The organism is Streptomyces sp. NPDC093221 (assembly GCF_044753885.1).
In the GTDB taxonomy this organism is placed as follows: Bacteria; Actinomycetota; Actinomycetes; order Streptomycetales; family Streptomycetaceae; genus Actinacidiphila.
Genome location: NZ_JBIVOA010000007.1, coordinates 384,644 through 410,328, shown reverse-complemented (window position 1 = coordinate 410,328; position 25,685 = coordinate 384,644). Strand labels below are relative to the sequence as shown.

Annotated in this window: 21 protein-coding genes; 9 read left to right on the top strand and 12 right to left on the bottom strand. The window is 70.4% G+C overall.

The window, feature by feature from the left end:
- The first annotated feature begins 360 nt into the window (after positions 1 to 360).
- Positions 361 to 3,333: a VCBS repeat-containing protein gene (locus ACIQCJ_RS26545; protein WP_402712730.1), complete on the top strand. Its 2,973-nt coding sequence runs from the start codon at positions 361 to 363 to the stop codon at positions 3,331 to 3,333.
- Between the two features lie 134 nt (positions 3,334 to 3,467).
- Positions 3,468 to 5,159, top strand: a complete 1,692-nt coding sequence (locus ACIQCJ_RS26540; protein ID WP_402712729.1) for an FG-GAP repeat domain-containing protein — start codon at positions 3,468 to 3,470, stop codon at positions 5,157 to 5,159.
- Positions 5,160 to 6,079: 920 nt separating this feature from the next.
- Here the strand turns inward: ACIQCJ_RS26540 and ACIQCJ_RS26535 are convergent.
- The 3 genes from ACIQCJ_RS26535 to ACIQCJ_RS26525 all read right to left on the bottom strand — a co-directional run bounded on the left by ACIQCJ_RS26535 (position 6,080) and on the right by ACIQCJ_RS26525 (position 10,049).
- On the bottom strand, positions 6,080 to 7,120 hold the full coding sequence (locus ACIQCJ_RS26535; RefSeq protein ID WP_402712728.1) for a hypothetical protein: 1,041 nt from the start codon (positions 7,118 to 7,120) through the stop codon (positions 6,080 to 6,082).
- Positions 7,121 to 8,007: 887 nt separating this feature from the next.
- Positions 8,008 to 8,250: a hypothetical protein gene (locus ACIQCJ_RS26530; protein ID WP_355343450.1), complete on the bottom strand. Its 243-nt coding sequence runs from the start codon at positions 8,248 to 8,250 to the stop codon at positions 8,008 to 8,010.
- Positions 8,251 to 9,467: 1,217 nt separating this feature from the next.
- A complete protein-coding gene (locus tag ACIQCJ_RS26525; protein WP_402712727.1) occupies positions 9,468 to 10,049 on the bottom strand; it encodes a dihydrofolate reductase family protein in 582 nt (193 codons plus the stop codon).
- Between the two features lie 240 nt (positions 10,050 to 10,289).
- On the opposite strand from ACIQCJ_RS26525, the gene ACIQCJ_RS26520 reads away from it, so the two are divergent.
- Both ACIQCJ_RS26520 and ACIQCJ_RS26515 read left to right on the top strand, forming a co-directional pair.
- Complete coding sequence (locus ACIQCJ_RS26520) at positions 10,290 to 10,790, top strand: hypothetical protein (protein WP_402712726.1); 501 nt, start codon at positions 10,290 to 10,292, stop codon at positions 10,788 to 10,790.
- Positions 10,791 to 10,966: 176 nt separating this feature from the next.
- Positions 10,967 to 11,416 carry a transposase gene (locus tag ACIQCJ_RS26515; protein WP_401857982.1) on the top strand — a complete coding sequence of 150 codons (450 nt, stop codon included), beginning with the start codon at positions 10,967 to 10,969 and terminating at the stop codon, positions 11,414 to 11,416.
- Positions 11,417 to 11,947: 531 nt separating this feature from the next.
- On the opposite strand, the gene ACIQCJ_RS26510 is transcribed toward ACIQCJ_RS26515, so the two are convergent.
- Positions 11,948 to 12,460: an AAA family ATPase gene (locus ACIQCJ_RS26510; protein WP_402712725.1), complete on the bottom strand. Its 513-nt coding sequence runs from the start codon at positions 12,458 to 12,460 to the stop codon at positions 11,948 to 11,950.
- A 40-nt stretch (positions 12,461 to 12,500) separates the two neighbouring features.
- On the opposite strand from ACIQCJ_RS26510, the gene ACIQCJ_RS26505 reads away from it, so the two are divergent.
- Positions 12,501 to 12,680 carry a hypothetical protein gene (locus tag ACIQCJ_RS26505; RefSeq protein WP_402712724.1) on the top strand — a complete coding sequence of 60 codons (180 nt, stop codon included), beginning with the start codon at positions 12,501 to 12,503 and terminating at the stop codon, positions 12,678 to 12,680.
- A 700-nt stretch (positions 12,681 to 13,380) separates the two neighbouring features.
- Here the strand turns inward: ACIQCJ_RS26505 and ACIQCJ_RS26500 are convergent.
- From ACIQCJ_RS26500 to ACIQCJ_RS26470, 7 genes are all read right to left on the bottom strand, one after another.
- Complete coding sequence (locus ACIQCJ_RS26500) at positions 13,381 to 13,749, bottom strand: VOC family protein (protein WP_402712723.1); 369 nt, start codon at positions 13,747 to 13,749, stop codon at positions 13,381 to 13,383.
- A gap of 116 nt (positions 13,750 to 13,865) precedes the next feature.
- Entirely contained in the window at positions 13,866 to 15,038 is a 1,173-nt protein-coding gene (nagA, locus tag ACIQCJ_RS26495) for an N-acetylglucosamine-6-phosphate deacetylase (protein WP_402712722.1), read from the bottom strand.
- Positions 15,035 to 16,504, bottom strand: coding sequence for a glycoside hydrolase family 3 protein (locus ACIQCJ_RS26490; RefSeq protein ID WP_402712721.1), 1,470 nt, complete (start codon positions 16,502 to 16,504; stop codon positions 15,035 to 15,037). The genes nagA and ACIQCJ_RS26490 overlap by 4 nt, the downstream gene beginning before the upstream one ends.
- Positions 16,505 to 16,569: 65 nt before the next feature.
- Positions 16,570 to 17,412, bottom strand: a complete 843-nt coding sequence (locus ACIQCJ_RS26485; protein WP_355343469.1) for a carbohydrate ABC transporter permease — start codon at positions 17,410 to 17,412, stop codon at positions 16,570 to 16,572.
- The gene (locus tag ACIQCJ_RS26480) at positions 17,409 to 18,389 is read right to left on the bottom strand and encodes a sugar ABC transporter permease (RefSeq protein WP_355343472.1); all 981 of its coding nucleotides are present in this window, start codon (positions 18,387 to 18,389) and stop codon (positions 17,409 to 17,411) included. The genes ACIQCJ_RS26485 and ACIQCJ_RS26480 overlap by 4 nt, the downstream gene beginning before the upstream one ends.
- Before the next feature lie 16 nt (positions 18,390 to 18,405).
- Complete coding sequence (locus tag ACIQCJ_RS26475; protein WP_391051737.1) at positions 18,406 to 19,692, bottom strand: extracellular solute-binding protein; 1,287 nt, start codon at positions 19,690 to 19,692, stop codon at positions 18,406 to 18,408.
- A 5-nt stretch (positions 19,693 to 19,697) separates the two neighbouring features.
- A complete protein-coding gene (locus tag ACIQCJ_RS26470) occupies positions 19,698 to 20,930 on the bottom strand; it encodes an ROK family protein (protein ID WP_391164298.1) in 1,233 nt (410 codons plus the stop codon).
- 488 nt (positions 20,931 to 21,418) lie between these two features.
- Here ACIQCJ_RS26470 and ACIQCJ_RS26465 point away from each other — a divergent pair, with 488 nt between their 5' ends.
- On the top strand, positions 21,419 to 22,252 hold the full coding sequence (locus ACIQCJ_RS26465; protein WP_402712720.1) for a tat (twin-arginine translocation) pathway signal sequence: 834 nt from the start codon (positions 21,419 to 21,421) through the stop codon (positions 22,250 to 22,252).
- Positions 22,253 to 22,300: 48 nt separating this feature from the next.
- Here ACIQCJ_RS26465 and ACIQCJ_RS26460 read toward each other — a convergent pair whose 3' ends face one another.
- Complete coding sequence (locus tag ACIQCJ_RS26460; RefSeq protein ID WP_402712719.1) at positions 22,301 to 23,803, bottom strand: SulP family inorganic anion transporter; 1,503 nt, start codon at positions 23,801 to 23,803, stop codon at positions 22,301 to 22,303.
- 431 nt (positions 23,804 to 24,234) lie between these two features.
- Between ACIQCJ_RS26460 and ACIQCJ_RS26455 the strand changes: the two genes are divergently transcribed.
- From ACIQCJ_RS26455 to ACIQCJ_RS26445, 3 genes are all read left to right on the top strand, one after another.
- Complete coding sequence (locus ACIQCJ_RS26455) at positions 24,235 to 24,639, top strand: MerR family transcriptional regulator (RefSeq protein WP_355343487.1); 405 nt, start codon at positions 24,235 to 24,237, stop codon at positions 24,637 to 24,639.
- 181 nt (positions 24,640 to 24,820) lie between these two features.
- Positions 24,821 to 25,144 carry a multidrug efflux SMR transporter gene (locus ACIQCJ_RS26450; protein ID WP_188282846.1) on the top strand — a complete coding sequence of 108 codons (324 nt, stop codon included), beginning with the start codon at positions 24,821 to 24,823 and terminating at the stop codon, positions 25,142 to 25,144.
- Positions 25,141 to 25,677, top strand: coding sequence for a TetR/AcrR family transcriptional regulator (locus ACIQCJ_RS26445; RefSeq protein WP_402712718.1), 537 nt, complete (start codon positions 25,141 to 25,143; stop codon positions 25,675 to 25,677). Before ACIQCJ_RS26450 ends, ACIQCJ_RS26445 begins: the two co-directional genes overlap by 4 nt.
- The last annotated feature ends 8 nt before the right edge of the window (positions 25,678 to 25,685 follow it).

Here is a 25,685-nt window from a genome sequence, read left to right as displayed (position 1 = left end):
ATTTGAATATTTGACAGGCTTCACCGCTTACCGGTGCTAATGGACGCCTATGCCCAACTTGCTCCGCCATCGTGAGCTGCACAGATGACCAGAAGGACTCCACGGGCGGTCCAGACTGGCTTGATCCATGTGCATACTCAATGCACGCGCAGACCCGCCTCCGAACGCGGGTGACCGCGCGGTTTTCTCCGATGCCACACGACGATCCGTGCTTCACGTGGCAACTGAAAGGATCCTGGTTTGAAGTATCGAAGGGGAGCGATGCGCACAGGAAGGTGGCGAATTCCACTCGCTGCTCTCGTGGTGGCCGCCGTGCTGTCTCCGGCGGCAACTGCCCTACCCGCTCAGGCAATTGACAGCATGTCATCCACGGCCACCGGGGGGACCGGGACGACCGATGAGGTGTCCGAGGCCGTCGCCCGTGCCGCCAAGACCGGGCAGCGGGCCGAGGTGCTCTCGGAACGCACCGAGACGGCACAGCTGTTCGCCAATCCGGACGGGACGTTCACGCGCGACCAGTACGCGACCGAGCAGCGCGTCCGTCAGGGCAACAAGCTGGTCGACATCGACACGACACTGCACCGCGGTACGGACGGCCGGATCGCGCCCGCGGCGACCGCAGTCGGTCTGGAGTTCTCCGGCGGCGGCACCGCTCCGCTGGCCACCATCACCCGGGACGGCCGCAGCATGTCGCTGTCCTGGCCCACGGCCCTGCCCGCGCCAACGGTCAACGGCGACAGCGCCACGTACCCGGAGGTGCTGCCGGGCGTGGACCTGAAGGTGCGTGCCGGGACATCGGGCTTCGGCGAGCTGCTCGTGGTCAAGTCGGCGGAAGCGGCGGCCGATCCGGCGCTGAAGACCCTCAGACTCAAGCTGGCCTCCGACGGCGTCGACGTCAGCACCGACGCCACCGGCAATCTGCGGGCGATCAACCCTGCAGGGCAGGAGGTCTTCACCGCGCCCGTCCCGCGCATGTGGGACAGCTCCACCGCACCGGCGGCCGCACCCTCGGCCGGACAGCGGTCCCGGCTCGCCGCGTCTGCGCAGGACACGCCCGGACCCGCCGTCCCCACCGACGAGTTCGAGCCCGGCCACGGCTCGCAGCAGGCGGCCGTCCCGATCGACGTCACGTCCTCCACGGTGACGCTGACGCCCGACCAGTCCCTGCTGACCGGCGACGACGTCACGTACCCCGTCTACATCGACCCCACGATCGGCGGCTCCAAAGAGGCGTGGACGATCGCGTACAAGAAGTACCCGACGGGCACGTTCTACAACGGTGCCGGCTGGGGCGGCAGCGGTTCCTCCACCGGCGACGCCCGGGTCGGCTACGAGAACGAGACCAACGGCCTGGCCCGCTCGTTCTTCCGGATGGACTCCAACAACCTCTGGAACACCAACAAGGCGATCACCAAGTCCACCTTCCGGATCAAGAACTCGTGGTCATGGTCGTGCAACGACGCGAAGGCGGAGACGTGGCTGACGGGATCGATCTCCTCGTCGACCAGCTGGAACAACCAGCCGTCGTGGGCCACCAAGCTGTCCACCAGCACGGACTCCCACGGCTACAACTCCTCCTGCCCCGCTGGCAATCTCGCCTACGACGTCACCGCCGCGGCCAAGGAAGCCGCCACCAAGCACTGGCCGAACATCACGCTCGGCATGCGGGCCACGAGTGAGACCGACGTGTACGCGTGGAAGAAGTTCACGGCGAGCAGCGCGGTGCTCTCCACCGACTACAACACCTACCCCGGCAAGCCGTCCGGCCTCTACACCAACCCGTCCTCCGGCAACGACTGCGGGGCCAACAGCACGTACACGACCATCGGCAACACCGATGTGACGCTCGGCGGCACCTTCTCCGACCCTGACGGAGGCACCATCAAGGCGCACTTCAACCTGTGGCCCACCGGCCACGGCGGCGCCACCAACGAGGTCAACACGACGGTCAGCGTGACCTCGGGCAAGAGCGCCAGGCTCCTCATCCCCAAGGCCACCCTGACCAAGCTGCTCAAGGACGACGGCATCACCGGGGCGGGCAACTTCAGCTGGCGCGCCAGCGCCGAGGACAGTTCGCTGAGCGGACCGTGGAGCACCAACTGCCACTTCACGTTCGACGCCGCCCGGCCCAGCAACCCGCCCAGTGCGGACTCCCAGCAATTTCCCGAAGCCGTGGACGGCTGGCCTGCCACCACCGGCCGGTCCCGCACCGAAGGCACCTTCACCCTCAGCAGCGGTGGGATCGCGGACGTCGCCAGTTACGAGTACTGGACCGACTGGGACCCGACGGTCCGCAACGCCACACCCAAGACCGCGGGCGGCTCGGTCGCCATCAAGCTGACACCGCCCGCCGCCGGCGCCCACACGCTGGCCGTGCGCAGCCTGGACAAGGGCGGCAACAGGTCGGACACCTTCTCCTACCGCTTCTACGCCAACGGCCCGGCCACCCCGGACAAGGCAGGCGACCTCAACGGCGACGGCACCTCCGACATGTACGGCGTCACCACCGACGGCGACCTGCGCTTCTACGCGGGCCAGGGCAGCGGCTTCCTCGCCCCGTACACCGCCGGCGGCGCCACCGACTTCAACGCCGCCTCCATCACCCACCGCGGTGACTGGACCGCCGACGGCTACGAGGACCTCGTCGCTCTCCTTCCCGGCACCGACGGAAAGTCGCTGGAGGTCTTCCCCAACAACGGATTCGGCTACGCCTGCACCGCCAGGGACGAACAGGCCGACGGACAGTCCCAGTCCTGCCTCTACGACGAACAGCAGCTCAGCGTCTACGACCCGGCCAACGACCACTTCTCCGACGCCGACCAGATCCTCGCGATCGGCGACGTCGACGGCGGGCTGGACACCGACGGCGACGGCACCATCGACGTGCCTCCGCACCCCGACCTGCTCGTGAAGGAAGGCGACCTGCTCTGGCTCTACTTCGGGTCCGACTCCTTCTACCTCGACGAGACCACTCCGCCCGTCCTGGTCGGCAACGGCAGCTGGTCCGGCTTCGACCTGACCGCGCCCGGCGACCGTGCCGGCGACGGCCACGTCGACCTCGTCGCCCGCAGCAAGGCCAACGGTGACCTGCGGTTCTACAACGGCACCGGAACGAACGGCGACGGGCTCGGTTCGGCTCCGACCGTGATCGGCACCAACTGGACGCCGGCCAACCGCCCGCTGCTCACCGCGGCCCCGGACGCCGACGGGGACGGCAAGCCCGACGTCTGGTCCTCCGGAGGAGACGGCAAGCTCTACTTCTACTCCGGCATCCAGGGCTCCGGCACCGCGGTCGGCACCGCCGGCTGGAACGGCTTCCAGCAAATCGCCTGACCCGAAGTCCGCACTCCTTTCGCGGCGGGCCGCACCGCGGCCCGCCACTCCACCTCAAGGAATCGCACGTGAAGCACGTCTCTCACCGACGCGTAGCGGCTGCGGCCGCCGTGGCTCTGGCTGCGGGCACCGCCGTGAGCCTTCCGCCCGTCGCCGCGGCGGACGCACCGCCTTCCGGACCGGCGATCGCCGTCGGTGACGCGCACATCGCCATGTACGGAGAGCCGGGCGATCTGGACGTCACCGTGACCGCACCTCCGGCCGCGGATGCCTACATACGCCTGGACCTGCAGGACTCCGGGCTCGATCAGCTCCGCGTCACCGACGACACGGGCAACGCCGTACCCGTGGTGCGGCGGCCCGGCCTCGCGGCGACCGTCACGATCGGCGACACCGACAGCGATCACAACGGCATTCCCGGCGCACCGCTCCAAGCGGGAACGGTGCATCTCCACGTGTCGGCCGGATACCCGATCGCGGAGGCGATCCCGGTGACCGGCTCCATCATCGCCGGCTCCGACGGCAAGGTCGTCGCACACAGCACGATCGCCACCAACGGCGGCATCTTCATCGCCCAACCCCACCTCTCGGCCTCCTGGACGTCCGCGAGCGGCACGCAGGTGCCGTGGGGAGCCGCCGTCCCGATCGCGACCGGCGACACCCGGGCGACGACGGCAACCGTACGGACACGACGGGTAGGTACGGCTCCGGCCGCCTCGTCGACGCGATGGACACTGCCTGCCGACGCGATCACCGCCGCCGGATACACCGCCCGGCAACTCGCGGCCGGACTGCACGTCGCCTACGCCACCGACGGCACAGCCTTCCGCACCGCCTCCTGGAGCATCACCGACGACGGATCCCTCACGCTGCAACTGCCGGCCCATCAGTGGGACACCACGGCGGACGGCGAGCTTCTGGAGCGCCTGGAAGTCACCAGTGACTGGGGGCTGCCCGCCGGTACGCTCGACGGCCGTCTTGAGACCATCGGCGCCGACGGCCGCCCCTACGACAGTGCGGCCACCCGCCTGACGCTGACGGCCGACACCGTCCCCGCCGGCCACCGCGCCGCCTTCTACGGCCGTGACAGCGCCGGGACCCTGTGGCAGTACCCGGCCACTCCCGACCCGGCCGCTCCCGGCAAGCTCGGGCCCAGGACGCGGGTCGGCCCCGGCTGGAACACCTACACCACGATCGCCCCGCTTGGCTCGCTGACCGCGGCCGGTACCGGAGACCTGGTGGCACGCGACCACGACGGCGTGCTCTGGTACTACCGGGGCACCGGCAAGTCCGGCGGCCCGTTCTCGGCACGCACGCGCGTCGGCTCCGGCTGGAACACCTACACCACCATCGTCGGCGCGGGAGACGTCAACGGCGACGGACACCCCGACCTCATCGCCCGCGACCACAACGGAACCCTCTGGTACTACCGCAGCACGGGCGATGCCAAGGCGCCCTTCGCACGCCGGACCCTGGTCGGACCCGGCTGGAACACCTACACCACCATCGTCGGCGCAGGAGACGTCAACGGCGACGGACACCCCGACCTCATCGCCCGCGACCACAACGGAACCCTCTGGTACTACGGCGGCACCGGCAGGACCACGGACCCGTACACGCGCCGCACGCAGGTCGGTCCCGGCTGGAACACCTACAGCCGCATCGTCGGCGTCGGCGACATGACCGGCGACGGACACCCCGATCTGCTGGCCGCCGACTCCGCAGGGAAACTCTGGTACTACCGCGGCACCGGCGACCCCAAGGCGCCCTACGCGCGCCGGGTCCAGGTCGGCACCGGCTGGAACATGTACTCCGTCCTGCTCTGACCGCGTCGTCCAACCGGACCTCGTACCCGCGGGTTCCTCTTGGCGTCCTGACAAGGACGCCAAGAGGAACCCGCCGACCGGATCCTTGCTTGGGCTCCCGCCCCGCAAGAAGGCCCTCGTCGGTCAGCATGGCACGCGCCACGTTCATTCATCGCGCCTCACGCCGATGGCCTCATGCCGAGACCGTCGGCAGCGCTGCGCAGTCCCTCAGCTACGTACTGGAGATCTTCACTGCCCACAGCGCTCACCATCGCCGTCGCCACACCCGACCAGGCAGATGGGCAACGGGCGGATGTGCTCGCGGATCGTCATCATGATTGCGGCCGTGTGCGCGGGCGCTAGTACATCCGCGCATCCACGATTCACCGTTGAATCTCATGCATAGCGGCTGCGATGAGCTGGTTGGCCTCTTGCTGGTAGCCCTGGAGCGGTTTGGCGTAGACGCGGTAGAGAACGGTGTGGCTGTGCCCGGCACGCCGGGCGGCTTCGGCGGGTGGGATCCCGGCGGTGATCCACAAAGAGATGCCCGCGTGGCGTAGGCAGTAGTGGACCTCGGCAAAAAGGCTTTCTACATCCTGTGCGTGCAGTGTGTCCTGTCAGGCGTCTTGCCAGATGCCGCAGTATTCGGTGGAGCGGACGCGTCCGCCGCGTACTGCGCGGAAGAGTCTGCCGTCGGGTGCGGTGCCGCAGCGCTCTTGACGTCCGGCAGGCGTCAAGGAGGCTCGCGTCGGCGCTGACGCCGGCCCTGGGGAAGGGCCGGGCCGCCGCGGCCACCCGGTGCGGAGGCTGGCCGCAGGAACTCCAGGGGCCGCCGGCCGCGGGGCGGACCTGGCCGGCGGCGTCGGCGGCGGCGGGGTCCTGCCGGCTGTGCGGCCCCCGCTCGTCACCCGCCGGCTGACAGCTGCCGCCCGCGCGGTGTGCTACTCGTGTGCGAGCGTCATCGCTTCGGGGCCCTTGCCGGCGGTGTCGGCGCAGCGGAAGTGTCCTTCGCTCTGCTGTTCGCCGGCGGCCAAGGCCAGGCAGCGGCCCAGGGCGAGCTGGCCGTAGAAGTCCGGGTGCAGGCTCTCCTGGCGCTCGCCCTGTGCGAGCCCGGTGACCAGGAAGCGGACCCACTCACTGGCGGCGGGGGCGGGCGGTTCGCCCGCCGTCGCCTGGCGGGCCTGGTCGGCACAGACCTCCCTGCCCTGGAAGGCCGCTGACAGGTCGAGGAATTCGGTGTGCCGCGCGGTGGCCACCTGTGCGAGTTCCGCGGTCATCTCGGGCACCAGGGTGTCGTGCGCCCAGTCGAGGTCGGTGTCGGAGAACGGGCAGCCGCCCGTGGTGAAGCGCTTGTAGCCCCTGGCCCGGTACCGGTTCCGGGCGGCGTCGGGCAGCGGGGAGGGGTAGGACTGCAGGACGAGCCGGTAGGAGCCGTCCTGCTGTCCCGCCTGGCGCATCACCGCACGGATGCTGTCCACGGCTCTGCCAGCCTCCTCGCGCATCCGGGCGAAGCGGCCTTCCACCGCCTTCTGCTGGGCGGCGGCGCAGGTGTGGCTGCTGCCCGGCTTCAGGAACTCCTTGGCGCACGCGAGGATGACGTCCGAGAAGCCGATGTCGTTGCCGCCGACGGACAACGCGATCAGCCTCACCCGGTGCCCGGCGGCCACCGCGCGCAACTGGTCCGCCTGCGGCTCCTCGCCCTTGAACCGCTCTCCGCCGTCCGCCTTCGCGTACACGGCCCTGGCCAGGGCGCCGGAGCAGGCGAGGTTGACGCGTTCGGGGGCGCCGTCGGTGAACGGCGTATTGTCGATCTCCGCCGAGTCGGAACGGTTGCAGTGGTCGGCGTAGCTTGCCCCGTACACCAGCGCGGGCAGGTAGGCCCCGTTCCGGTAGGCCCGGTCGGTGCCGTTCCGGCTGCCGGTCACCGCGGTACTGTTGCCCTGCCAGCGCCCCGCCTCACCCGAGATGAAGCTGTCACCCATCGAGACCACGAGACCCCGGTCCCCGGCCGTCCCCGGCGCTGTCCCGGCGTGCGCCGGTGCGAGGCCAGCCGCGGCCGTCATCGCGCAGACGGCCGCGGCCAGGCCCACCGTTGTGACTGTTCGTGTGCGTCGTGTCATACCCCGACAGGTACGTCCCGCCCCGCCCGTCCCGGAGACAACACGCCGCGCCCGTGCGGGCCCGGCAGCCGATGGCCCACACGGGCCGGCTGCTGGAAGCCGAGCCCGACGGAACCGATGCCTGTGGACTGCGCCTCAGGGTCCGCCGCGCGGCGGACCGCGGACCCCTGAAGCAGACCTCTCGGAAGCCCCCAGAGGCGATGCGCCGGAGCCACCGCCCCGCGGCACCCCGCAGGCCCGCGCGTCACCGGGCGGCCCAGGTTCCCGGGGGGGCAGGCGCCCGGCGATCCGGCGGATCCACCCGCCGCCCGACGACGCGGCCATCTTCACCCCGCGCTGTCGCCCCGTCCCGGCGCACCTCGCACACCCGGCGCACGGCGACATTCTTGCCGGGGGGGCGCCCACGACACCGGGACAGCCGCATACCGGACACAGCCCGGAACAGGACAGCAGCCCACCGCGAGCCGCGTACCGGACACGGCCCGAACAAGCAGGGCACGGCAGGCCGTCTGCGCCCGCACCCCCGCGCGTCGGTGACGGCGGCGCGGCAGCAGAAACTCGACAGCGGTCGGCAAGGGCGCGGCGCAGACCGCTGGGGTCGCGGCCTATCAGGCCGGCTGCACGGGTGACCGGCCTGCCGCCTCCGGGCGGCCAGAGCGACCATGCGCAGCACGAGGCAGACCCCGCACCCCGCATCACACCCGCCTGCCCCGCCCCCGGGAACACAGGGGGCGGGGCAGGCACGACAGTCAGGAAGAGACGGGGTGGCCTCCGTCGCCTTCGATGACGGTGCGTCCCGCTTCCCCCGCACCGGGCTCTTCAACGATGGTCACGTCCACCGCGCCGTCACCGGTCGTGTCGAATTGGTAGAGGTCGGGCTTGCCGTCACCGGTGGTGTCGGTCATCCATACGTCGGGTTTTCCGTCACCGTTGGTGTCGACGCTGAGGAGGAGGTGGTCTTCGGCGGGTGTTCCAGTCGTCTCATCGGCCATAGCGGCCGCGTGCCCCCGCGTCTGACCCCCAAACCGCCGGCGAACCCCCGGGAAACCACCGGGAAGGACGCACCGCAGGACTCCGTCCCCCTGCACGGCGGCGGCGTCAACCCGGTGGACGGCAAGATCCGTTCCGGCACCATCGAAACGGTCTACCCCACCACGCTGCCCCGCGCCCCGTGGGGAGATCGCCAGCGCGGCCGACGCCACCGCGCAGGACCTCCCACACCCTCAGGACCCGCGACGAGGCCCTGGGGCCGGTCCGACACCGGCACCTACGCCCAGCACGCCCTGGCACCCAAGCCCGCCGGCCAACAACTCCGCGCACAGCCCCAGACGATCCGCCGGCAAAGGGCACCCGCCCCGTAGTGCGGAACCCTACAAGAAACGCGCAACGGCCACACAGCGGACAGCGGCCGGGCGCGCATCCCGGCCCCGGCCCACCAGTTCGGACTGACGGGCCTGGAGGCGCCGTCGTTCCTGCCGGAGGGCCACGCGGGCACCGGACAGCGCCACCACCTTGGCTCCGAGCTGTTCGACGGACAGCGCACCGTGCACACCCAGTTCGGCACGCAACGCATCCCGGAGCAGATACACCGCACCGGACGAGGACCCCGCGAACCACCCCTTCGCCCGAACAAGCCGCGCGTCCGCACGGCAGACAGGCCCCCTCCCGAGAGAATCAGCCGCAGGCGCCGGACGAGGCGACAGCCGGCACCCACGCACCGGCCAACCGTTTTGCCTATCTCGAGAACCGCCGCGCCGAGGGCATCCGCGACCACGGACTCCTCACCCCTGACGGCAAACACCACGTCCCTACCCGCAGCGCGACACGCCCGGACAACCGTACTGAGCCCGGCATAAAGTTCTCGGTTACTCTGAACGGCCTGGCCCTCCCGGTCCAGCAGCCGCCCGAGCACCACGAGCCAGCCCCGACCGGCGACCCCCATCCGCCATACCCGCAAACGCCGTCCCGCCCACAGCCCCGCCAACCCCGACAACCGCCACAAAACAGGCTGGTAGCCCCCGCTGTCCTGTGACACCGAAGCTCGGGCGCGTGCCAACACAATTGGACCGGGAGTCGTTCGCGTCAGCGGGGTTCGAACCGCCGCAGGTCAACTCCCGGCATTGGGGACCGCATTGTGTCTGGCCACGAGGGGGGCGCCCTGTGTGTGTTCGATCGCGGTGGACTTCTTCGCGGAGTCCGGTTAGGTCGGTCAGCGGCGCACCTGATAGCGCAGGTGAAGGACGCGGTTGCCCTGGATTACCACGTCAGGGTCTTCCAACAGGTGCTGCGCGGGGGCCCAACCGAAGTAGCGCTTGCCGGAGCCGAACACGACGGGCACGACGTCCATGCGGACCTCGTCGACCAGGCCGGCGGCGAGCACCTGGCCACCGACGTCGCCGGCGGCGACCTCGACCAGGCGGTCACCCGCGAGCTCCTGTGCCTTGGCCACGGCTGCCTCGACGCCGCCGACGAAGTGGAAGGGCGCCTCGGGGTCCCAACCCTCGGGCATCGGCCGGTGGGTCACGACGACCACGTGGTCGATCCCGCTCGGCGGCTTCCCGTCCCAGCCGTCCGTCAGGTCGAAGACGTGGCGGCCGACGACGGTGACTCCGATCTGGTCCCAGTACGGCCGGATGTAGTCGTAGGACGCCTGCGACACCGTCAGCACGCCGCTCTCGTCCAGCGGGACGTCACCGCTGGACAGCCAGTCGAACAGCGGTCCGGGCTGGTCTTTGTCGTCGGCGACGAAGCCGTCCACCGACACCGAGCTGTACATGACCACCTTGCCCACGGGGCTCTCCTCTGCTGTTGGGGTGCCGCAAAATTAGCGTGTCGTGAACTGTCGCTTCCGGGCTCGCCGTGGCTTGATCCCGGCCAATCCACAGCCAGGAAGCCCGACCTGCGGCGGCCCATACTCGCCGTACGCTTGTTGTTCAACCTTCGCGTGGCTCTCGGCGGGGATGGCAGGGGGTCGCACACGAGGCGTCGAATCGGGGTGCGCTAGCTCCGTGGGCAGTTGCATACTCACCGCATGGCCTCGTCCTCCGGTCGGTTCCGAGATCCGCGCAGCACCAAGTACGACTTCCTTGGCTCGATCATGGTGCGATGCCCTGGCTGCGCGAAAGCCGCCCTTGTCATTCCAGCGGCCGACAGCTCTGGCTGCGGAGGTCGGACCCTGTTCAGGCCGAGGCGTCTGGTCTGCCGTAGCTGCGGCTTGTCACGGCTGTGGAGCGGCCGTACTGTCACCCTCTCCCGGGGCACCGCCGCGCCAGCGACGGATCCATACTTCGGCGTGCCGTTGTGGCTCCAAATTGAGACTCGACACGGGTGGTTGTGGGCCTACGACCTGGAACACCTCGACTTGCTGCGGCGCTTCGTCCAAGCGTCGCTGCGCGAACGAGCGCCCTGGTACGACACCGGGAAGAAGATGACGTTGGTCGCCCGTCTGCCACCGTGGATCAAGCGCGCGAAGAATCGGGACGAGATCCTGCGCGGCATCGCTCGAATCCGCGCATCACTGGTCTGTGCCTGACGGTCTCCTGCCAGCGCCAGGAGCGTTTCCACCTTTTCCGGAAAGCGGCGCAGCCTTGGTGTGATCATGTGCGTTGTCGATCATGCCAAGGCCGCGAGGTGAGGCTGCTGCACGACGCTGTCCGCGTCGAGTCCCTGGCTGGGTTGTCCCGGTTCCGGACGGACTGCTAGGACTGCCTGACCGCCCGTGCCGACGCGCTGTTCGACCTGGCCGACGCGGTGCTGTGCACCGACGGGCCGGTGCGGTCGCTTATCGATCTCGCCCTGGCGCCGGAGCATCGCCGGGAACATGCTTCCCTCTACGCCGGGCTGAACCGCGGCGGGCTCGATGTCACCCGGCTGCGGGCTCTGGCCGGGGCGCCGTTGCCGCGAGCGGCCGGCGGGCGGCTGGTCCTGGCCGTCGACGTTTCACCGTGGCTGCGGCCGGACGCCGGCACCGTGCCGGACCGCTCGTTCTGCCACACCTACGGCCGCGGCGGCGCGAAGCATCAGACGATGCCCGGTTGGCCGTACTCGGTCATCGTCACGCTGGAGACCGGCCGCACCTCCTGGTCCGCCCTCCTGGACGCGGTCCGTCCCACCCCCCGGCGTCGACCTTGCCGCCACTACCGCCGCCCAGGTCCGTGACGTCATCGAGAGCCCCATCGCCGCAGTTCAGTGGGGTGAAGGGGATCCGGACATCCTGATCGTTCCGGACGCCGGCTAGACGCGCCGCGCATCGCCTACCCGCTGTCCGGTCTGCCGGTCGAGACCCTGGGCCGACCCCGTTCGGACCGGGTGATGCGTCGGTCGGCACCCTCGTGGGAGGAGTTCCACCGGGCACACCCGAAGGGCGGCCGGCTGCCCAAGCACGGCGGGGAGTTCGTCTTCGGCGACCCCGCCACCTGGGGCCAGAAGTAGGCCGTCACCGACACCCGGCACCACGGCACGGCAGCCGCCCAGGCGTGGGACCGGCTGCACCCCAGGCTGACCCAGTGGGCCGCATGGCTCGCCGCGCCACGACGTGGGACGAGTCCTCACCGGCAGCGAGGCATACCGACGACCGGCCCACCACAAGGTCGGCACCAAACCCCGGCGAACTGGTTAAAAAACAAGGTAGGAGCCCGTTGCTGAGCCGGTCATGACATAACGCGGTGCGTCAGCCTTCGGTGGCCTCGGTTAGCGGCCGCCGGAGCGGTCAAGATGGTGAAGGAGCAGGGCGAGTGACTGCTGCGGGTCCTGTCCGGCGGTGTCGATGACGAGGTGTTCGCGGTTCCACGGCTCGTAGTCGCGGTTGAGGACCTGCTGCCAGTCGGGCAGGGGCAGGTCGGGGATGTCGATCGATCGTGTGGTCACGCGCTCGCGGTGCTCGGCGGGGTCCGAGCAGATGACTTCCACTTCGACGACGGGGACGGCCGCCCGGGTCCCCGCGCTCTGCCAGCTGTCGCGGGTGACCGCCATGGGGTTCACGGATTCCGCGATCACGGTCAGTCCTTGCCGGAGATGTTCCTCGGCCAGCGCGTATCCGATGACGTAGCCGGCCGGTCCGACGGGGTGCTGTGCCAGGCCCGAGCGGACGATGGCCTGTTCGATGGTGTCGATACGCAGGTGGACCGCGCCGATGCGCGCCGCAGCCAGCCGGGCCAGGGTGGTCTTGCCGGTGCCGGGGAGTCCGCCGATCACAATGAGCATGCCCCCATCCTGCCGGAGCCGGAAAGCCACGAAGCAGGCGGTGCCCTGGGAGCGCTGGTGCCGGACCGGGACACTGGCCCGACCCGTTGCGGCCGAGCCTCTCCTCCTCGCGGGCGAACTGCCGGGCAACGAGGTCACGGTCGGCGTACGGGGTGACGGCAGCGAGGACCAGGCGCCGGAGTCCGGCGCCTGGCACTCGGTGAGCTCCGGGCGGGTGTAGCGCTGCCGCGCCCACCGGGGAAACGGGGCCCTGTTACTTGGGCCGGACCGTGTGCATGCCCCCGGCCATCCGGGTGCACTTACCGTTGTTGCCCAGGCCCTCCCGGACCCAGATCCCGCGCACGCTGGAGGCATAGCTGAAAGACGGGTCCAGGGTGTGGCCGGCCCCCGCGACGTACACCCACTCATCCCGGGTCCCACCGTCGGCATACGTGGCGCGGAACTACGCGCAGACCCCCCTTGCCCTCGCCCTCGGCGTCCTCGACGGTGACGCCGATCTGGACCCTGCCGCTGCCCAGCGGCGCATCCCTCCCCGTGCGTGGAGGCCCCCGCGATGTCCCCGGCCGTGCCGCCGGTGCCCCAGCCCCAGCTCCCGCAGTCCGACGGCGAAAGCGCTCTGTGCGGGACCCACGATGAACGCCCCGCACACCGGAGCGAGCGCCGATCGCCGCCGACGCGGCCTTGAACATCAGTGCTGTCATGCCCCTTTTCTCCATCAGGAGAATGCTGTCCCGGTGTCGTGCCGGCGCAGGGCGGACCGCACCGCCCGGCTTTCTGACACACTCACCGGCCGCCCCACCCCCTGACCCGCACAGATACCGCCCCGCAACACGAAACCACGGGACGCCGCACGGACCACCAGCCACCGCGAATCAAATACGACAACCACCACCACAACAACAACACACCCCACAGCAGCCTCAGCACGCCGGGACCGGCTGCGTGAGATTCACCGGATTACCGTCAGGATCCAAGATGTGGGCCACACGTTGTCCCCACGGCATGTCGGTGGGGCCGCCGCGGACCGAGCCGCCCAGCGCCTCCACCCGCCCGAGCGTCTCCTCGACGTCGGCGACACCGATGCTGAGCAGGATCCGCGGCGCCGCAGGCGTACCCGGGTCCGCCTTGGCCACCAGCCCGAGGTCGGTGTCGCCGATGCGCAAGCCGAGGTAGAAGGCCGGGCCTTCCGCCGGCTCCCGGAAGATCTCCTCAGCACCGAACAACTGCGTATAGAAGCCGAGCAGAACGTCCTGGTTCGCGGTCACGATCACGGGCTGGATGGTGGACATGGCACTCCTGTCGAGAACGGTCGTGTCGCTGGGTAGACCGTTCGACGACGGCGAACTCATCGGACCCAGCACGCGGGCACCCGGACCGGCACCGGGCGCCCGCCCACCGGACTCCCCTACCGGCCCGCGCCGCCGCCGGGCAGGACCGGGCGGCCCCCCAGCCAGACACGGGACGGGGACAGGGACGCGTCCAGCTCGACCAAGTCCGCCCGCAGGCCCGGGCGCAGGGCGCCGCGGTCGGACAGGCCCAGCAGCCGGGCCGGGGTGGTGGACGACATGCGGACGGCGTCCGCGAGCGGCAGACCCACCGTAGTGACCGAGCGACCGAACGCGCGGGACACGAAGAGCGTCGAACCCGCGAGAGTGTCCGTGCCGCACAGCCGGGCCGCGCCTCCCGACACCGTCACCTCACGGTCCGCGAAACGGTACGTCCCGTCGCCCATGCCCGCCGCCGGCATCGCGTCGCTGACCAGGAGCAGGCGGTCGGCGCCTGCCGTGCGGTGGGCCAGGCGCACCGTGTCGTCGGCCAGGTGGTGGCCGTCGACGATCAGCTCGCAGGACAGCCGGGGGTCCAGGAGCGCCGCCGCGACGGGGCCCGGTTGCCGGTGGTCCAGCGGGGGCATCGCGTTGAACAGGTGGGTCACCGAGCGGGCGCCCGCACCGGCCGCCCGCGCGAAGACCGCCGCGGACGCTTCGGTGTGGCCGAGGCTGATCACGAGACGATCGGCGTACTCCCTGATCAGCTCCAGCGCACCGGGCAGTTCCGGAGCCACCGTCATCGACACCGCGTGGCCCCCGGCCGCGGTCAGCAGTCGCTCGACCACCGCACGGTCCGGCGCCCGCAGCGCGTCCGGGCTCTGCGCGCCGCGGCGGCCCGGCGACAGGAACGGCCCCTCGAAATGGATGCCCGCCACGTTGGGCGCGGATCCGTCGTCGATGACCGAGGCGACCGCGCGCGCCGCCGCCTCCATCGCGGGCAGGGCGAGGCTGGCCACCGACGCGAGCATCGACGTGGTGCCGCGGGCGAGGTGCCCGGCCGCGGCGATCCGCACGTCGTCGGCGTTGCCGGTGTAGACCGAACGGCCCGCCCCGCCGTGACAGTGCGGATCGACGAACCCCGGCACGACCAGCCGCCCCCGCAGATCCACCACCGGCTCCGGCACCGGGGGCGGACCGCCCTCGCCCATGGCATGGATCAGACCGCCGCGGACCAGCAGCCACCCCGGTGTCACACCGCCGTCGGCCCGCACGAAGCGCCCGCCGGTCAGCACCTGCCCGCCGCCGGTCACCCGGCCGCCAGCAGCACGTCCACCGCTGCCCGCGCACACACCCCGGAGGCGCCGAACGTCCGCACCCAGCCGCGGAATCCGCCGAAGTCGTCGCCCGGCACGCCCATGTCGACCACGACGCACTCCGGCCACCGGGCCAGGACCTCGTCCAGGACCGGCCGCTGCCAGGGGAAGCGGTGCGGACTGCGGACCAGCAGCACGACGTCGGCGTCCGACCCGAACTCGTCCAGGTACAGGCCGATCTCGGCCCTGATCACTCCCTCCGCGTTGTACGTGTCACCGGCCACCGCCACCGACTCCACCTCAAGACCCGCCGCCCGCAACGGCTCCGCGATCCCCCACGACGCACCGCCCTGAGCGGGCGAATGCGTCGGGTCCAGCCGGACCACCATCACCTTCCGGCCGCGCAGCACCGGGTCGCCGTGGACCTCGACCACCTCGCGCGCCAGCCGCGCGCCCACCGCGTCGTCGTGCACGGCGCCGGTCGCCCTGGGGCGCGTGCCGAGCTTGGCGATACGGGCGTTGGCCTCGCGCAGCCGCTCCTCCGGGAGCCTGCCGTCCTCGACCGCCGCGACCAGGGCCGCGGCTGCCGCGTCCACGTCGTCGCCGAACGCCCACGCGCCCAGGCACAGCGCGTCCGCGCCCGCCGCGATCGCCCGGACCGACGCCTCCGGCAGCCCCGCCACATCGCTGATGCCGCGCATCTCCAGCGCGTCGGTGATCACGACCCCGTCGTACCCGAGCTCACCGCGCAGCAGACCCGTCAGAACCGCCGGGCTGATCGTGGCGGGCACCGTGTCGAGCTGCGTCAGCAGCACGTGGGAGACCATGATGCTGTCGACGCCCGCCGCGATCGCCGCTCGGAACGGGTCCAGATAGTGGTCGACCAGCTCCTGGCGGGAGAGGTCGACGGTCGGTGTGCCCAGGTGGGCGTCGGTGGAGCTCAGCCCGTGGCCGGGGAAGTGCTTGGCGCACGCGCTCACCCCCGCCGCCTGGAGACCCTCCACCCACGCGGCGGCGTGCCGGGCCACCAGAGTCCGGTCCGCGCCGAAACAGCGGATGCCGTTCGGGCTCAGGGGATTGACCGCCGTGTCGACGGCGGGCGCCAGGTCCCAGTCGATGCCGGCCGCCACCAGCGACAGCCCGATCTGGTACGCCGCCTCACGCGTCGACTCCGGATCGTCCAGCCGCCCCAGCGCGTGATTGCCGGGCACCGACGTACCCCCGTACGACTCCAGCCGGTTGACGTCACCGCCCTCCTCGTCGACGGACAGCAGCACATGCTCACGCAGGCCGTGCAGGTCGGACGTCAACTGCCGGATCTGCTCGGCGGAGGCGATGTCCTTGCCGAACAGGACGAAGCCGCCGAGTCCCTCCTCGACACGGGCGCGGGCCCACCGGGGCACGGTCTTGCGCCCCAGCGCGGGGAACAGCACGCCATGGGCAAGGCGTGACAGCTCGGTCATGGAATCCTCACTCCTTCGATCGGTAAGCCCTACAGCGAAAGCCGGTCCGGTACGCGGCACGCGGGTCATCCCTTGACCGCGCCGCTGGTCATCCCGCCGACAAGACGGCGCTGCACCAGCAGGAAGAAGACCAGGACCGGCAGCGAGAAAATGGTGGAGGCGGCGATCATCGCGCCGTAATCGACGCTCTCCGACGTCTTGAACGACACCAGCCACACCGGGAGCGTGTAATTGCCCTGCGATTTCATGATCACGTAGGCGAACAGATAGTCGTCCCACGCGTTGACGAACGCGAAGATGGAAGTGGCGACGATGCCCGGCATCAGCAGCGGCAGCAGCACCCGTACGTACATCTGGAACCGGCCGCACCCGTCGACCAGCGCCGCCTCCTCCAGTTCCACCGGGACCCCGTCCACGAAGCCGCGCAGCGTCCAGATCGTGAACGGCAGCACGAACGTCATGTACGTCAGCACCAGGCCGGGTACGTAATCCAGCGCGTTGATCGAGCGCAGCATCAGATACACCGGGATGACCATGGCCGCCGCCGGAATCATCTGCACCAGAACGAGGATCGCCAGCAGCACCTTCCGCCCCGCGAACCGGAAACGGGCGATGGCGATCGCCGCGAACAGCGCGATTACCAGCGACAGCACCACCGACGACAGGGTCACCGTCAGCGAATTGCGCACGAACACCCAGAAGTGCGGTTTGGCCAGGGCGCGTTGGAAGTTGCCCAGGCTGATCGGCCAGGGAATGAACTGCGGCACCGCGCTGAGGATCTTCCCGCGCGGCTTCAGCGCGGTGGCCACCATCCAGTAGACGGGGAAGAGCATCACCGCGGAGATCACCACGGCGATCGTGTTGTTGACGCTGCGGCGGCGCCGCGCGGGGGTCATGCGCATACTCATGCCGTCTCTCCCTGGTCGTCTCCCTGCTTCGCCGTCCTGCGGACGTAGGCGACGGAGAACACGGCGAGGATCAGTACGGTCACCACCGCGATCGTCGCGCCGCTGCCGTAGTCGTTGCGGCTGAAGGCGGTGATGTACGCGTACACCCCGAGCGTCGTGGTCTGCCCGTCGGGCCCGCCCTGCGTCAGCACCCAGATCGGGGTGAACGAATTCACCGACCAGATGACCTCCAGCAGGGTCAGGATCGCCAGCACCGGCCGCAGCACCGGAATCGTGATGTGCCGGAATGTCTGTAGCGTCCCCGCACCGTCCAGGCGCGCCGCCTCGTACAGCGACTCGGATATCTGGCCGCGCGCCGCGAAGAGCGTCAGCGCGACGAACGGCAGGCCCTTCCAGACCGTGAGCAGGATGACGAGCCCGAGCGCCTGGTGGGGGTGGGAGAACCAGTCGTACGCGGTGAGGTCTCCGAAGACCCGCACCTTAGTGAGCAGCCAGTTCGCGACCCCGTACTGCGGCTGGTACATCCACTGCCACACCAGCGTCGCCGCGACCATCGGCATCGCCCACACCAGGACCAGCGACACGGTCGTGACCACGCGGGCCCACGCCGAGACGCCGGTCAGCAGATGCGCGATCAGGAATCCGAGCACCATCAGCAGTGCCACGCACACCACGGTGAAGACCACCGTGCGCAGCAGGACCGAGCGGAAGTCCGCGTCGGAGAACAGGTGGGTGAAATTGTCGACGCCCACGAAATCGGCGTGCCCGGTGAACAGCGACCGGGGGCCGAAATCCTGCGTGGACAGCACCAGCAGGCGGAGCAGGGGATACCCCTGGATCAACAGCAGCGCGACAGCCGCGGGGGCGATCATCGCCCACGGCAGCAGACGCCGCCGGGCAGCGCCGCCCCGGGCCTGCGGCCGGGGGCGGACACCGGTCGGAGCGCGCCGGGCGCTCCGCTTTTCGGTCATTGCCATCGGGTTCCCCGAGGTCCTAGTGGAGCGAGTTGAATGCGTCGGTGGCGTGCTTGTCGTAGTCGGCGGACGCCTTGGCGATATCGGCGCCGCCCGCGATCTTCGAGAAGAACTGCTCGTTGTACCGCTCGGTCTCCAGCGTCGCCTCGCCCGGACTGCCCGGCAGCGGCTGGCTGATCTCCGCCGCCTTCGACGCGACGGTCAACTGCTCGGGAACACCGGTCGGGGTGAAGTCCGGCGAGATCGGCAGCAGATTGAGGGTGAGCGCCATCTTCTGCTGGAACTGCTTGCCGGTGATGATCCGCAGCCAGTCCTGCGCGGCCTTCTTGTCGGGGCTGTTCGCCGCGATGCCGATGGTCGAGCCGGACACGATCACCGGCATGGTCTTGTCCGCGGTGTAGCCCGGCATCGCGAAGAAGCCGATGTCGTCCTTGAGCGCGGGGTTCTTCTCCAGGACCGCCGCGGGCTCCCACGCCTTGACGTAGACCATCGCGGCCTTGCCGTCGGCGAAGAGCTGGTCCTGGTCGGGGCTGTCGGTGTTGACGCCGACCGAGGACTTGGTGGAGCAGGTGTTCTGGAAGGTGCGCCACGCGGCGAGGCCCGCCTGGTTGGCCGGTGAGGACATCTCGGCCTTCCAGGTGCCGTCCTTCTGCGTGGCGATGGTGCCGCCCTTGCCGAACAGGAACGGCATGCCGTTGAACCAGTACTGGCCCGGCAGGTAGAAGCCGGAGAAATTCGCCGTCTTCTTGTTGGCCGCCGCCAGCTTCCCGCAGTTCTCCTGGAGCTCGGCGACCGTCGTGGGCGGCTGCTGGATGCCCGCGTCGGCGAAGAGCTTCTTGTTGTACATGACGACCTTCGTGCCGCCGTAGAGCGGTGTGGCGTAGAGCTTGCCGTCGTACTGGGACGGGCCGGACAGCCCCGCCAGCCACTTCGCCGAGTTCTCGAAGCCGGCCTTCTCGGCGGTGAGGTCGGCGAGGCCGCCGGAGTACGTCTGAAGCGGGGTTTGCGTATTGCCCATCTCCACGATGTCCGGCGGATTCCCGCTGGCCAGCGCCGTGGTGATCTTCGTGGCGATGCCGTCCCACTGCTGGATCTGGACATCGACCTTCATGTCGGGGTGCTGCTTGGCGAACGCGGCGTTGACGTCCTTGATGAGCGCGTTGTCACCGGGGCCGCCGGTCATCATCCAGACCGTCAGCTTGCCGTCGGAAGCGGCGTCCGCGCCGCCGCTGCCGCCACAGGCCGTCAGCGCGAGCGCCATGACCGGGACCGACGTGACCGCGTACCGCCACCGTGCACGGTTCATCCTTCTCACCTTTCTGCTGCTGGGGTGGGCTGGTCGCCCTGCGTGGTGCTGGTTGTGGGGCATGCGCCGAGCCGTTCGAGCACCAAGTGCCGGTCGACGTCGATGCCCGCGATGTGCTCGGCGCTGATGCCGAGCGACGTGTAGTGCCGGTCGAGGGAGGACGCCATGGCGCCGAGGAGCCCCGCGGAGTCCCCCAGGTCGGAGTGCCTGACCGCGCTGCGCACCCCGACGGTCTCCGCGACCTGGTCGCTGATGGCCGTGAGCGCGTCGGCGCCGAACGACTCGGAGAATCCGCCGGTCAGCACCACGGTCTTCGGCTCGTAGGCGAGCGCGACGATCGACACGAGGTGGGCGAGCGAGGCGTGCACCTCGGCGAGGAGATCGGCGTACGTCACCGGGTCGGCGAACAGTTCCTGGGCGCCGCGGACCTGAACGCCGCGGGTGGCGGCGTACGCGACCAGGTCCGCGCCGGACAGCAGATCGCGCAGCCGCTCGGCGCGGCCGGGCAGCGGGAGCCGTCCGAACTCGCCCAGCAGCCCCTGCTCGCCGAGCAGGACGCGCCCGTCGATCGAGACCGCGGAGCCGAGGCCGGTGCCCATCGCCAGCAGGACCGCGGTCTCCCGGTCCGGGAGCGATCCGTACTGGAGCTCACCGAGCATGGCGACATTGGAGTCGTTACCGACAGTAAGCGGAACTCCGACGAAGTCGGAGACCGCGTCGATGAAAGCGGTGCCCTTGATCTGGCCGAGATTGTGCGACGCGAGGACGGTCGTGCCGTCGCCGCTGACCACACCGGGCAGGCCGATCGTGACCGCTCGCAAAGGCGCGTCCTCCCGGTACCGGGCGACCAGGCCGGTGACCCGGTCGGCGACCCACCGGGCCAGCTCCTCGTCGGTCGCGCCGCGCGGAGTCGCGTCCCGGCTCCTGATCACCGCGCGGCCCAGCGCGTCGGCGACCACGACCCGGCAGTTGGTGCCGCCGAGGTCGATTCCGCAGACCAGAGCCGAGTCGGCGTTGAAACCGACCGCGGTGGACTGTCTGCCGGGGCCTTCGCGCACCAGTCTTTCGCCCTCGTGGACGAGCCGGTCCTCCATCAGGTCGTCGACGATCCGGAACACGGTCGCCCGGCTCAGGCCGGTGGTCGCGATCAACTGCTGACGGTCCATCTGGGCACCCGAGAGCAGCGCCGCCAGGACCGCGCTGCGGTTGGACGCTCGGGGTAGCGAGGTAGTTGCCACAATTCCTCTCAGGCTGAGATTAATTCGATGCGCTTACTGTAGCGACCAATCGGCGAACAGATCCAGACATGCGGATCACATTCCGGTAAAGCACGAGTGGTCACGTATGGTGACGACTCCGGGGGGCGGCGGAGCCGCCGGTGCCGCGGAGGCGTGCGGGGTGTGTGATGGGCCCGGGGCCGGGGCGCGCCGCTGTGCGGGGGGAGTTGACGGCCGGGCGGGAGCGCGTCGGGGGGGCGCGGGGCGTCTGATGCGTGGAGCCAACGCGGTCCTGGCGCACCGCAGTTCGGCGTCGCCATGTACGCACGCGCACCGGGGAGACGTCCGCGCCGCCCGCGGAAGGGGGTTAACCCCACCCCGAGTTGGAGGCTGGCCCCACAGACCGGCGGGGCGCGGTCTCGATAGCTTCCGGTTGCGGGGATCGCGGAGGAGACGCGGCTCCCGGACCTCGCGCGGAACGGCGCTCGCTCCTACTCGGGAAGATCTACATGAACAGCTTGGGACTTCTGCCCCGCTTGACCGCCACGCCGCGACGGCAGGCCGGGGCGCTGACCGCCTTGACCGGGGCGCTTCTGGTCGCCTTCTTCATCGCGCCGAACGCGCTCGCCCGCAGTTCGGTCAACACGGGGAACGTCGGCGACACGTTCCGCCGCGGGATGGTCGCCTACTGGGGCTCGGGCAGGGAGGGCTTTCCGGGCCAACTGGACGCGACGGTGAGCTTCTGGTTCCGCTTTCACGTGGTGAAAGCCGGTGTCTCGGCACTGCTCCTCGCCACCGTCGTGGCGCTGGGCGTCGTCCTGTGGCGCCAGGCCAGGCAGCGGACCGGCGGGCGCGTGGGACGCCTGTCCGTCGTGGCGCCCGGGGCCGTCGTCACGCTCCTCGGGCTCTTCGCCCTGGTGGCGCTGGTGGCCAACGTGCAGGGGGCGACGGCGCCGTTCGCCTCGCTGCTTCCCATGCTGACCGGGGGCGGCACGGACCGCGCACTCGACGGAACCCTGACCGACGTACGCAGGCAGCTCGCCGACTATCCCGCCGGTCAGCACTCCCCCGCGCTCACCGTCATGGTCAACGACTTCGCCGTCTACCACGCCGTCCTGGCCGCCATGGCCGCGCTCGTCGCGCTCGCGGCAGCGGTCGGATGCGTCCTGCTGTGGAGGCGGTCCAGGGCGGCGGCCGACGCCCGGTCGAAGCGCACGATGACGTTCGGCGTCGCCGCCGGCGCGGCGATGACGCTCATCGTGCTCGTCATCGCCTTCGCGAACGCCAGCAGCGCGGCGCACTCGCCGCAGGCGCTGGCCGACTTCTTCGCCGGCGGGTGGTGACCCGTCCGGGGCGACCGCCGCTGAGGTCGGCCGCCCCGGACACGCGTGTCACGTGCTGGTGAGTTCACCGGTGAGATTGCCGTGCATCTGGGCGCTGGCCCGGTTGAGGCCGACGATCTCCACGCTCTTGCCGCGGGCGGCGTACTTGGCGGTGACCGTGTCCAGGGCCGCGACGGAGGAGGCGTCCCAGATGTGCGCGTCGGTCAGGTCGATGACGACGGTGCGGGGGTCGGCGGCGTAGTCGAAGCGGGTCACCAGGTCATTGGAGGAGGCGAAGAAGAGCTCGCCGGTCACGGCGTAGACGACGCTGGCGCCGTCCGGGTCGGTGACGGCGGTGACCTCGGTGAAGCGCGCGACGCGGCGGGCGAAGATCACCATGGCGGTGATCGTGCCGACGACGACGCCGATGGACAGATTGCTGGTCGCGACGACGACCGCGACGGTCACGGCCATCACCACGGTCTCCCCGACCGGCATCCGTTTGAGGGTGGCGGGCTTGATCGAGTGCCAGTCGAACGTGCCGACCGAGACCAGGACCATGACGGCCACGAGGGCGGCCATGGGGATGTGGGAGACGACCGGGCCGAGCACGATGCACAAGATGAGCAGGAAGAACCCGGCCAGGAAGGTGGACAGGCGGGTCCGCGCGCCGTTCTTGACGTTGATCATCGTCTGGCCGATCATCGCGCAGCCGCCCATGCCGCCGAAGAAGCCGGTGACGATGTTGGCGACGCCCTGCCCGATGGACTCACGGGTCTTGTTGGAGTGGGTGTCGGTCATCTCGTCCACGAGCTTGGCGGTCATCAGCGACTCCATCAGCCCCACCAGCGCCATCGCCAGCGCGTAGGGGGCGATGACGGTCAGGGTGTGGACGGTGAAGGGCACGTCAGGCAGTCCTGGCACCGGCAGCGAGGAGGGCAGTTTGCCCTTGTCCCCGACGGTGGGCACCGCGATACCGGCGGCGACGGTGACCACGGTGAGGATCACGATCGAGACCAGCGGCGCGGGCACCGCCCTGGTCAGCCGGGGGAAGAAGACCATCATCGCCAGACCGGCCGCGACCAGCGGATAGACCTGCCAGGGCACGTCGTGGAGGTTGGGGATCTGCGCGGCGAACAGCAGGATGCCGAGCGCGTTGACGAAGCCGACCATCACCGCGCGCGGTACGAACCGCATGAGCGTGGCCACGCCGAGCGCGCCCAGCGCGATCTGGATGATCCCGGCGAGGATCACCGTGGCGATGAGGTAGCCAAGGCCGTGCTGGCGGGCCACGGGAGCGACGACGAGCGCGACCGCGCCGGTGGAGGCGGAGATCATCGCGGGCCGGCCGCCGACGAACGCGATGACCATCGCCATGGTGCAGGCGGCGAACAGGCCGACCTTGGGGTCGACGCCCGCGATGACGGAGAACGAGATCGCCTCCGGGATCAGCGCGAGTCCGACGACCAGACCGGCCAGGACCTCGACGCGGAAGACCTTCGGGGACAGCCACGGGGGCGGGGGCAGAGCGCGCAGGCGCGCGGACGAGAACGGGAAGGAGGTCGGCAACACCGGGGTGACCTGTCGTGCTCGGGCGCGGCCGGTCGGGGCAGCGCGGTCGTGGGGCGCAGGGCCGGGACGGCGGTGCGCGGATCGCCCGTCGGCGCGGGCGGACGTCCGGGAGCGCGGCCGAGCCGCACGGCAGTTGGCGGAGGCGACTCAGTACGCTGGTGATGTCACGGCGGGCAGCAGGCGGCGTACGGCTGTGGCATGCGCACGCTTCGTCTCTCCTGCTCGCGAAATGAGCGGGGGCGTCGTCGGCCCCGACACGGCGGTGGGCGGACACGACGGAGCCGCGCACCGTTGGGGAACGACGCACGTCGTCCTCAACAGCAGCGACTCTACCCTAACGTTAGGGTAGAGATGGATTCAGGGCCGCACGGGACGCGGCGGTTCACCACCGGGGCGGCGTCCCGCGACGAGAAGGGGCCGAGAAGACGGTCGTGGGCAGCACACACATGCAGATCGGCGAGGTCGCCGAACGAACCGAGCTGTCCCTGCGGACGATCCGGCACTACGAGGAGGCCGGACTGGTCACCCCCTCCGCCCGGTCCCAGGGCGGTTTCCGGCTCTACACCGAGACCGACGTCGCCCGCCTCATGGTCATCCGCCGGATGAAGCCGCTCGGCTTCACCCTGGAGGAGATGCGCGACCTCCTCGACGCCACCGACCGGCTCGACGCGGCGGACCTCGCTCCGGGCGCCGAGCGCGACGCGCTCCTGGAGCGTGTCAGGGCCTACGAGCAGGCCGCCGTCCAGAAGATCCACGATCTGCGCGTCCAGTTGGCGCGCGCCGAGGACTTCGCCGCGACCCTCCGCGTACGCCTGGACCGCGCTCCCCGGCCCTGACCTCCCGTCACCGCCCGTCCGGACCCGGAGCGGTCCTTGCCGTGAGCGGCTCTCAGGAGGGCGCTCGCCGACCTCTGTCCCGCCGTTCGCGCGTCTTCTCGTCGGCTCCCGGGCCACGACGTGAGACCACCGAGTAGTACGTTTGTACTTGTACATCCGTACTACTCGGGAGGCGTCCGGCGTGCCGTACGTATTGCTCGGTCTGGCCATCGTGGCGGAGGTGCTGGGCACCAGCCTGCTCAAGAGCACCGAGGGGTTCACCCGGCTGTGGCCGACGGTGGTGTGCCTGGTCGCGTACGCGGGCGCGTTCGTCGCCCTGGCGGTGGCCGTGCAGAAGGGGTTGCAGGTCAGTGTGGGGTACGCCGTGTGGTCGGGGCTGGGGACGACGCTGATCGTCATCATCGGGGCGCTCTTCCTGGGCGAGCCGGTCACGGCGGTGAAGGTCCTCGGGGTGGCCCTGGTCGTCGCCGGGGTGGCGGTGCTGAACCTCAGCGGTGCGCATTGACCGGGCGGCGCGATCCCGAGGGGCGTCGGCGGCGGATCACCGAGGCCGCGTGCCAGGTCATCGCCGAGTCCGGGGTGGACGCCGTCACGCACCGCCTCGTCGCCGCGCGCGCCGGGGTGCCGCTCGGCGCGACCACGTACTACTTCGCGAGCCTGGACGACCTCACCGCCGCCGCGCTCCGCTACGCCGCCGACCTCTCGGCGCAGGAACTGCGCGCCTGGGAGACGGCTCTCCACGACAGCGCCGACGTTCCGGCCGCGCTGGCCGAGCTGACCGCCGCGTATCTCGCCGACCGTCCCCGCGCCCTGACCGAGATGCAGCTCTATCTCGCCGCCGCCTACCGCCCCGAACTCCGCCCCGCCGCCCGTGTCTGGACCGACGGCCTCACCGACATCCTCACCGCGTACGCCAGCCCGCGAGCCGCGCGAGCGGCCGTCACGTACCTCGACGGCGCTCTCCTCCACGGACTCACCCGCGACGAGCCCCTGAGCGCGGCTTCGCTGTCGGCGACCCTCGCCGCCCTGCTCGGCTAAGGGGGAAG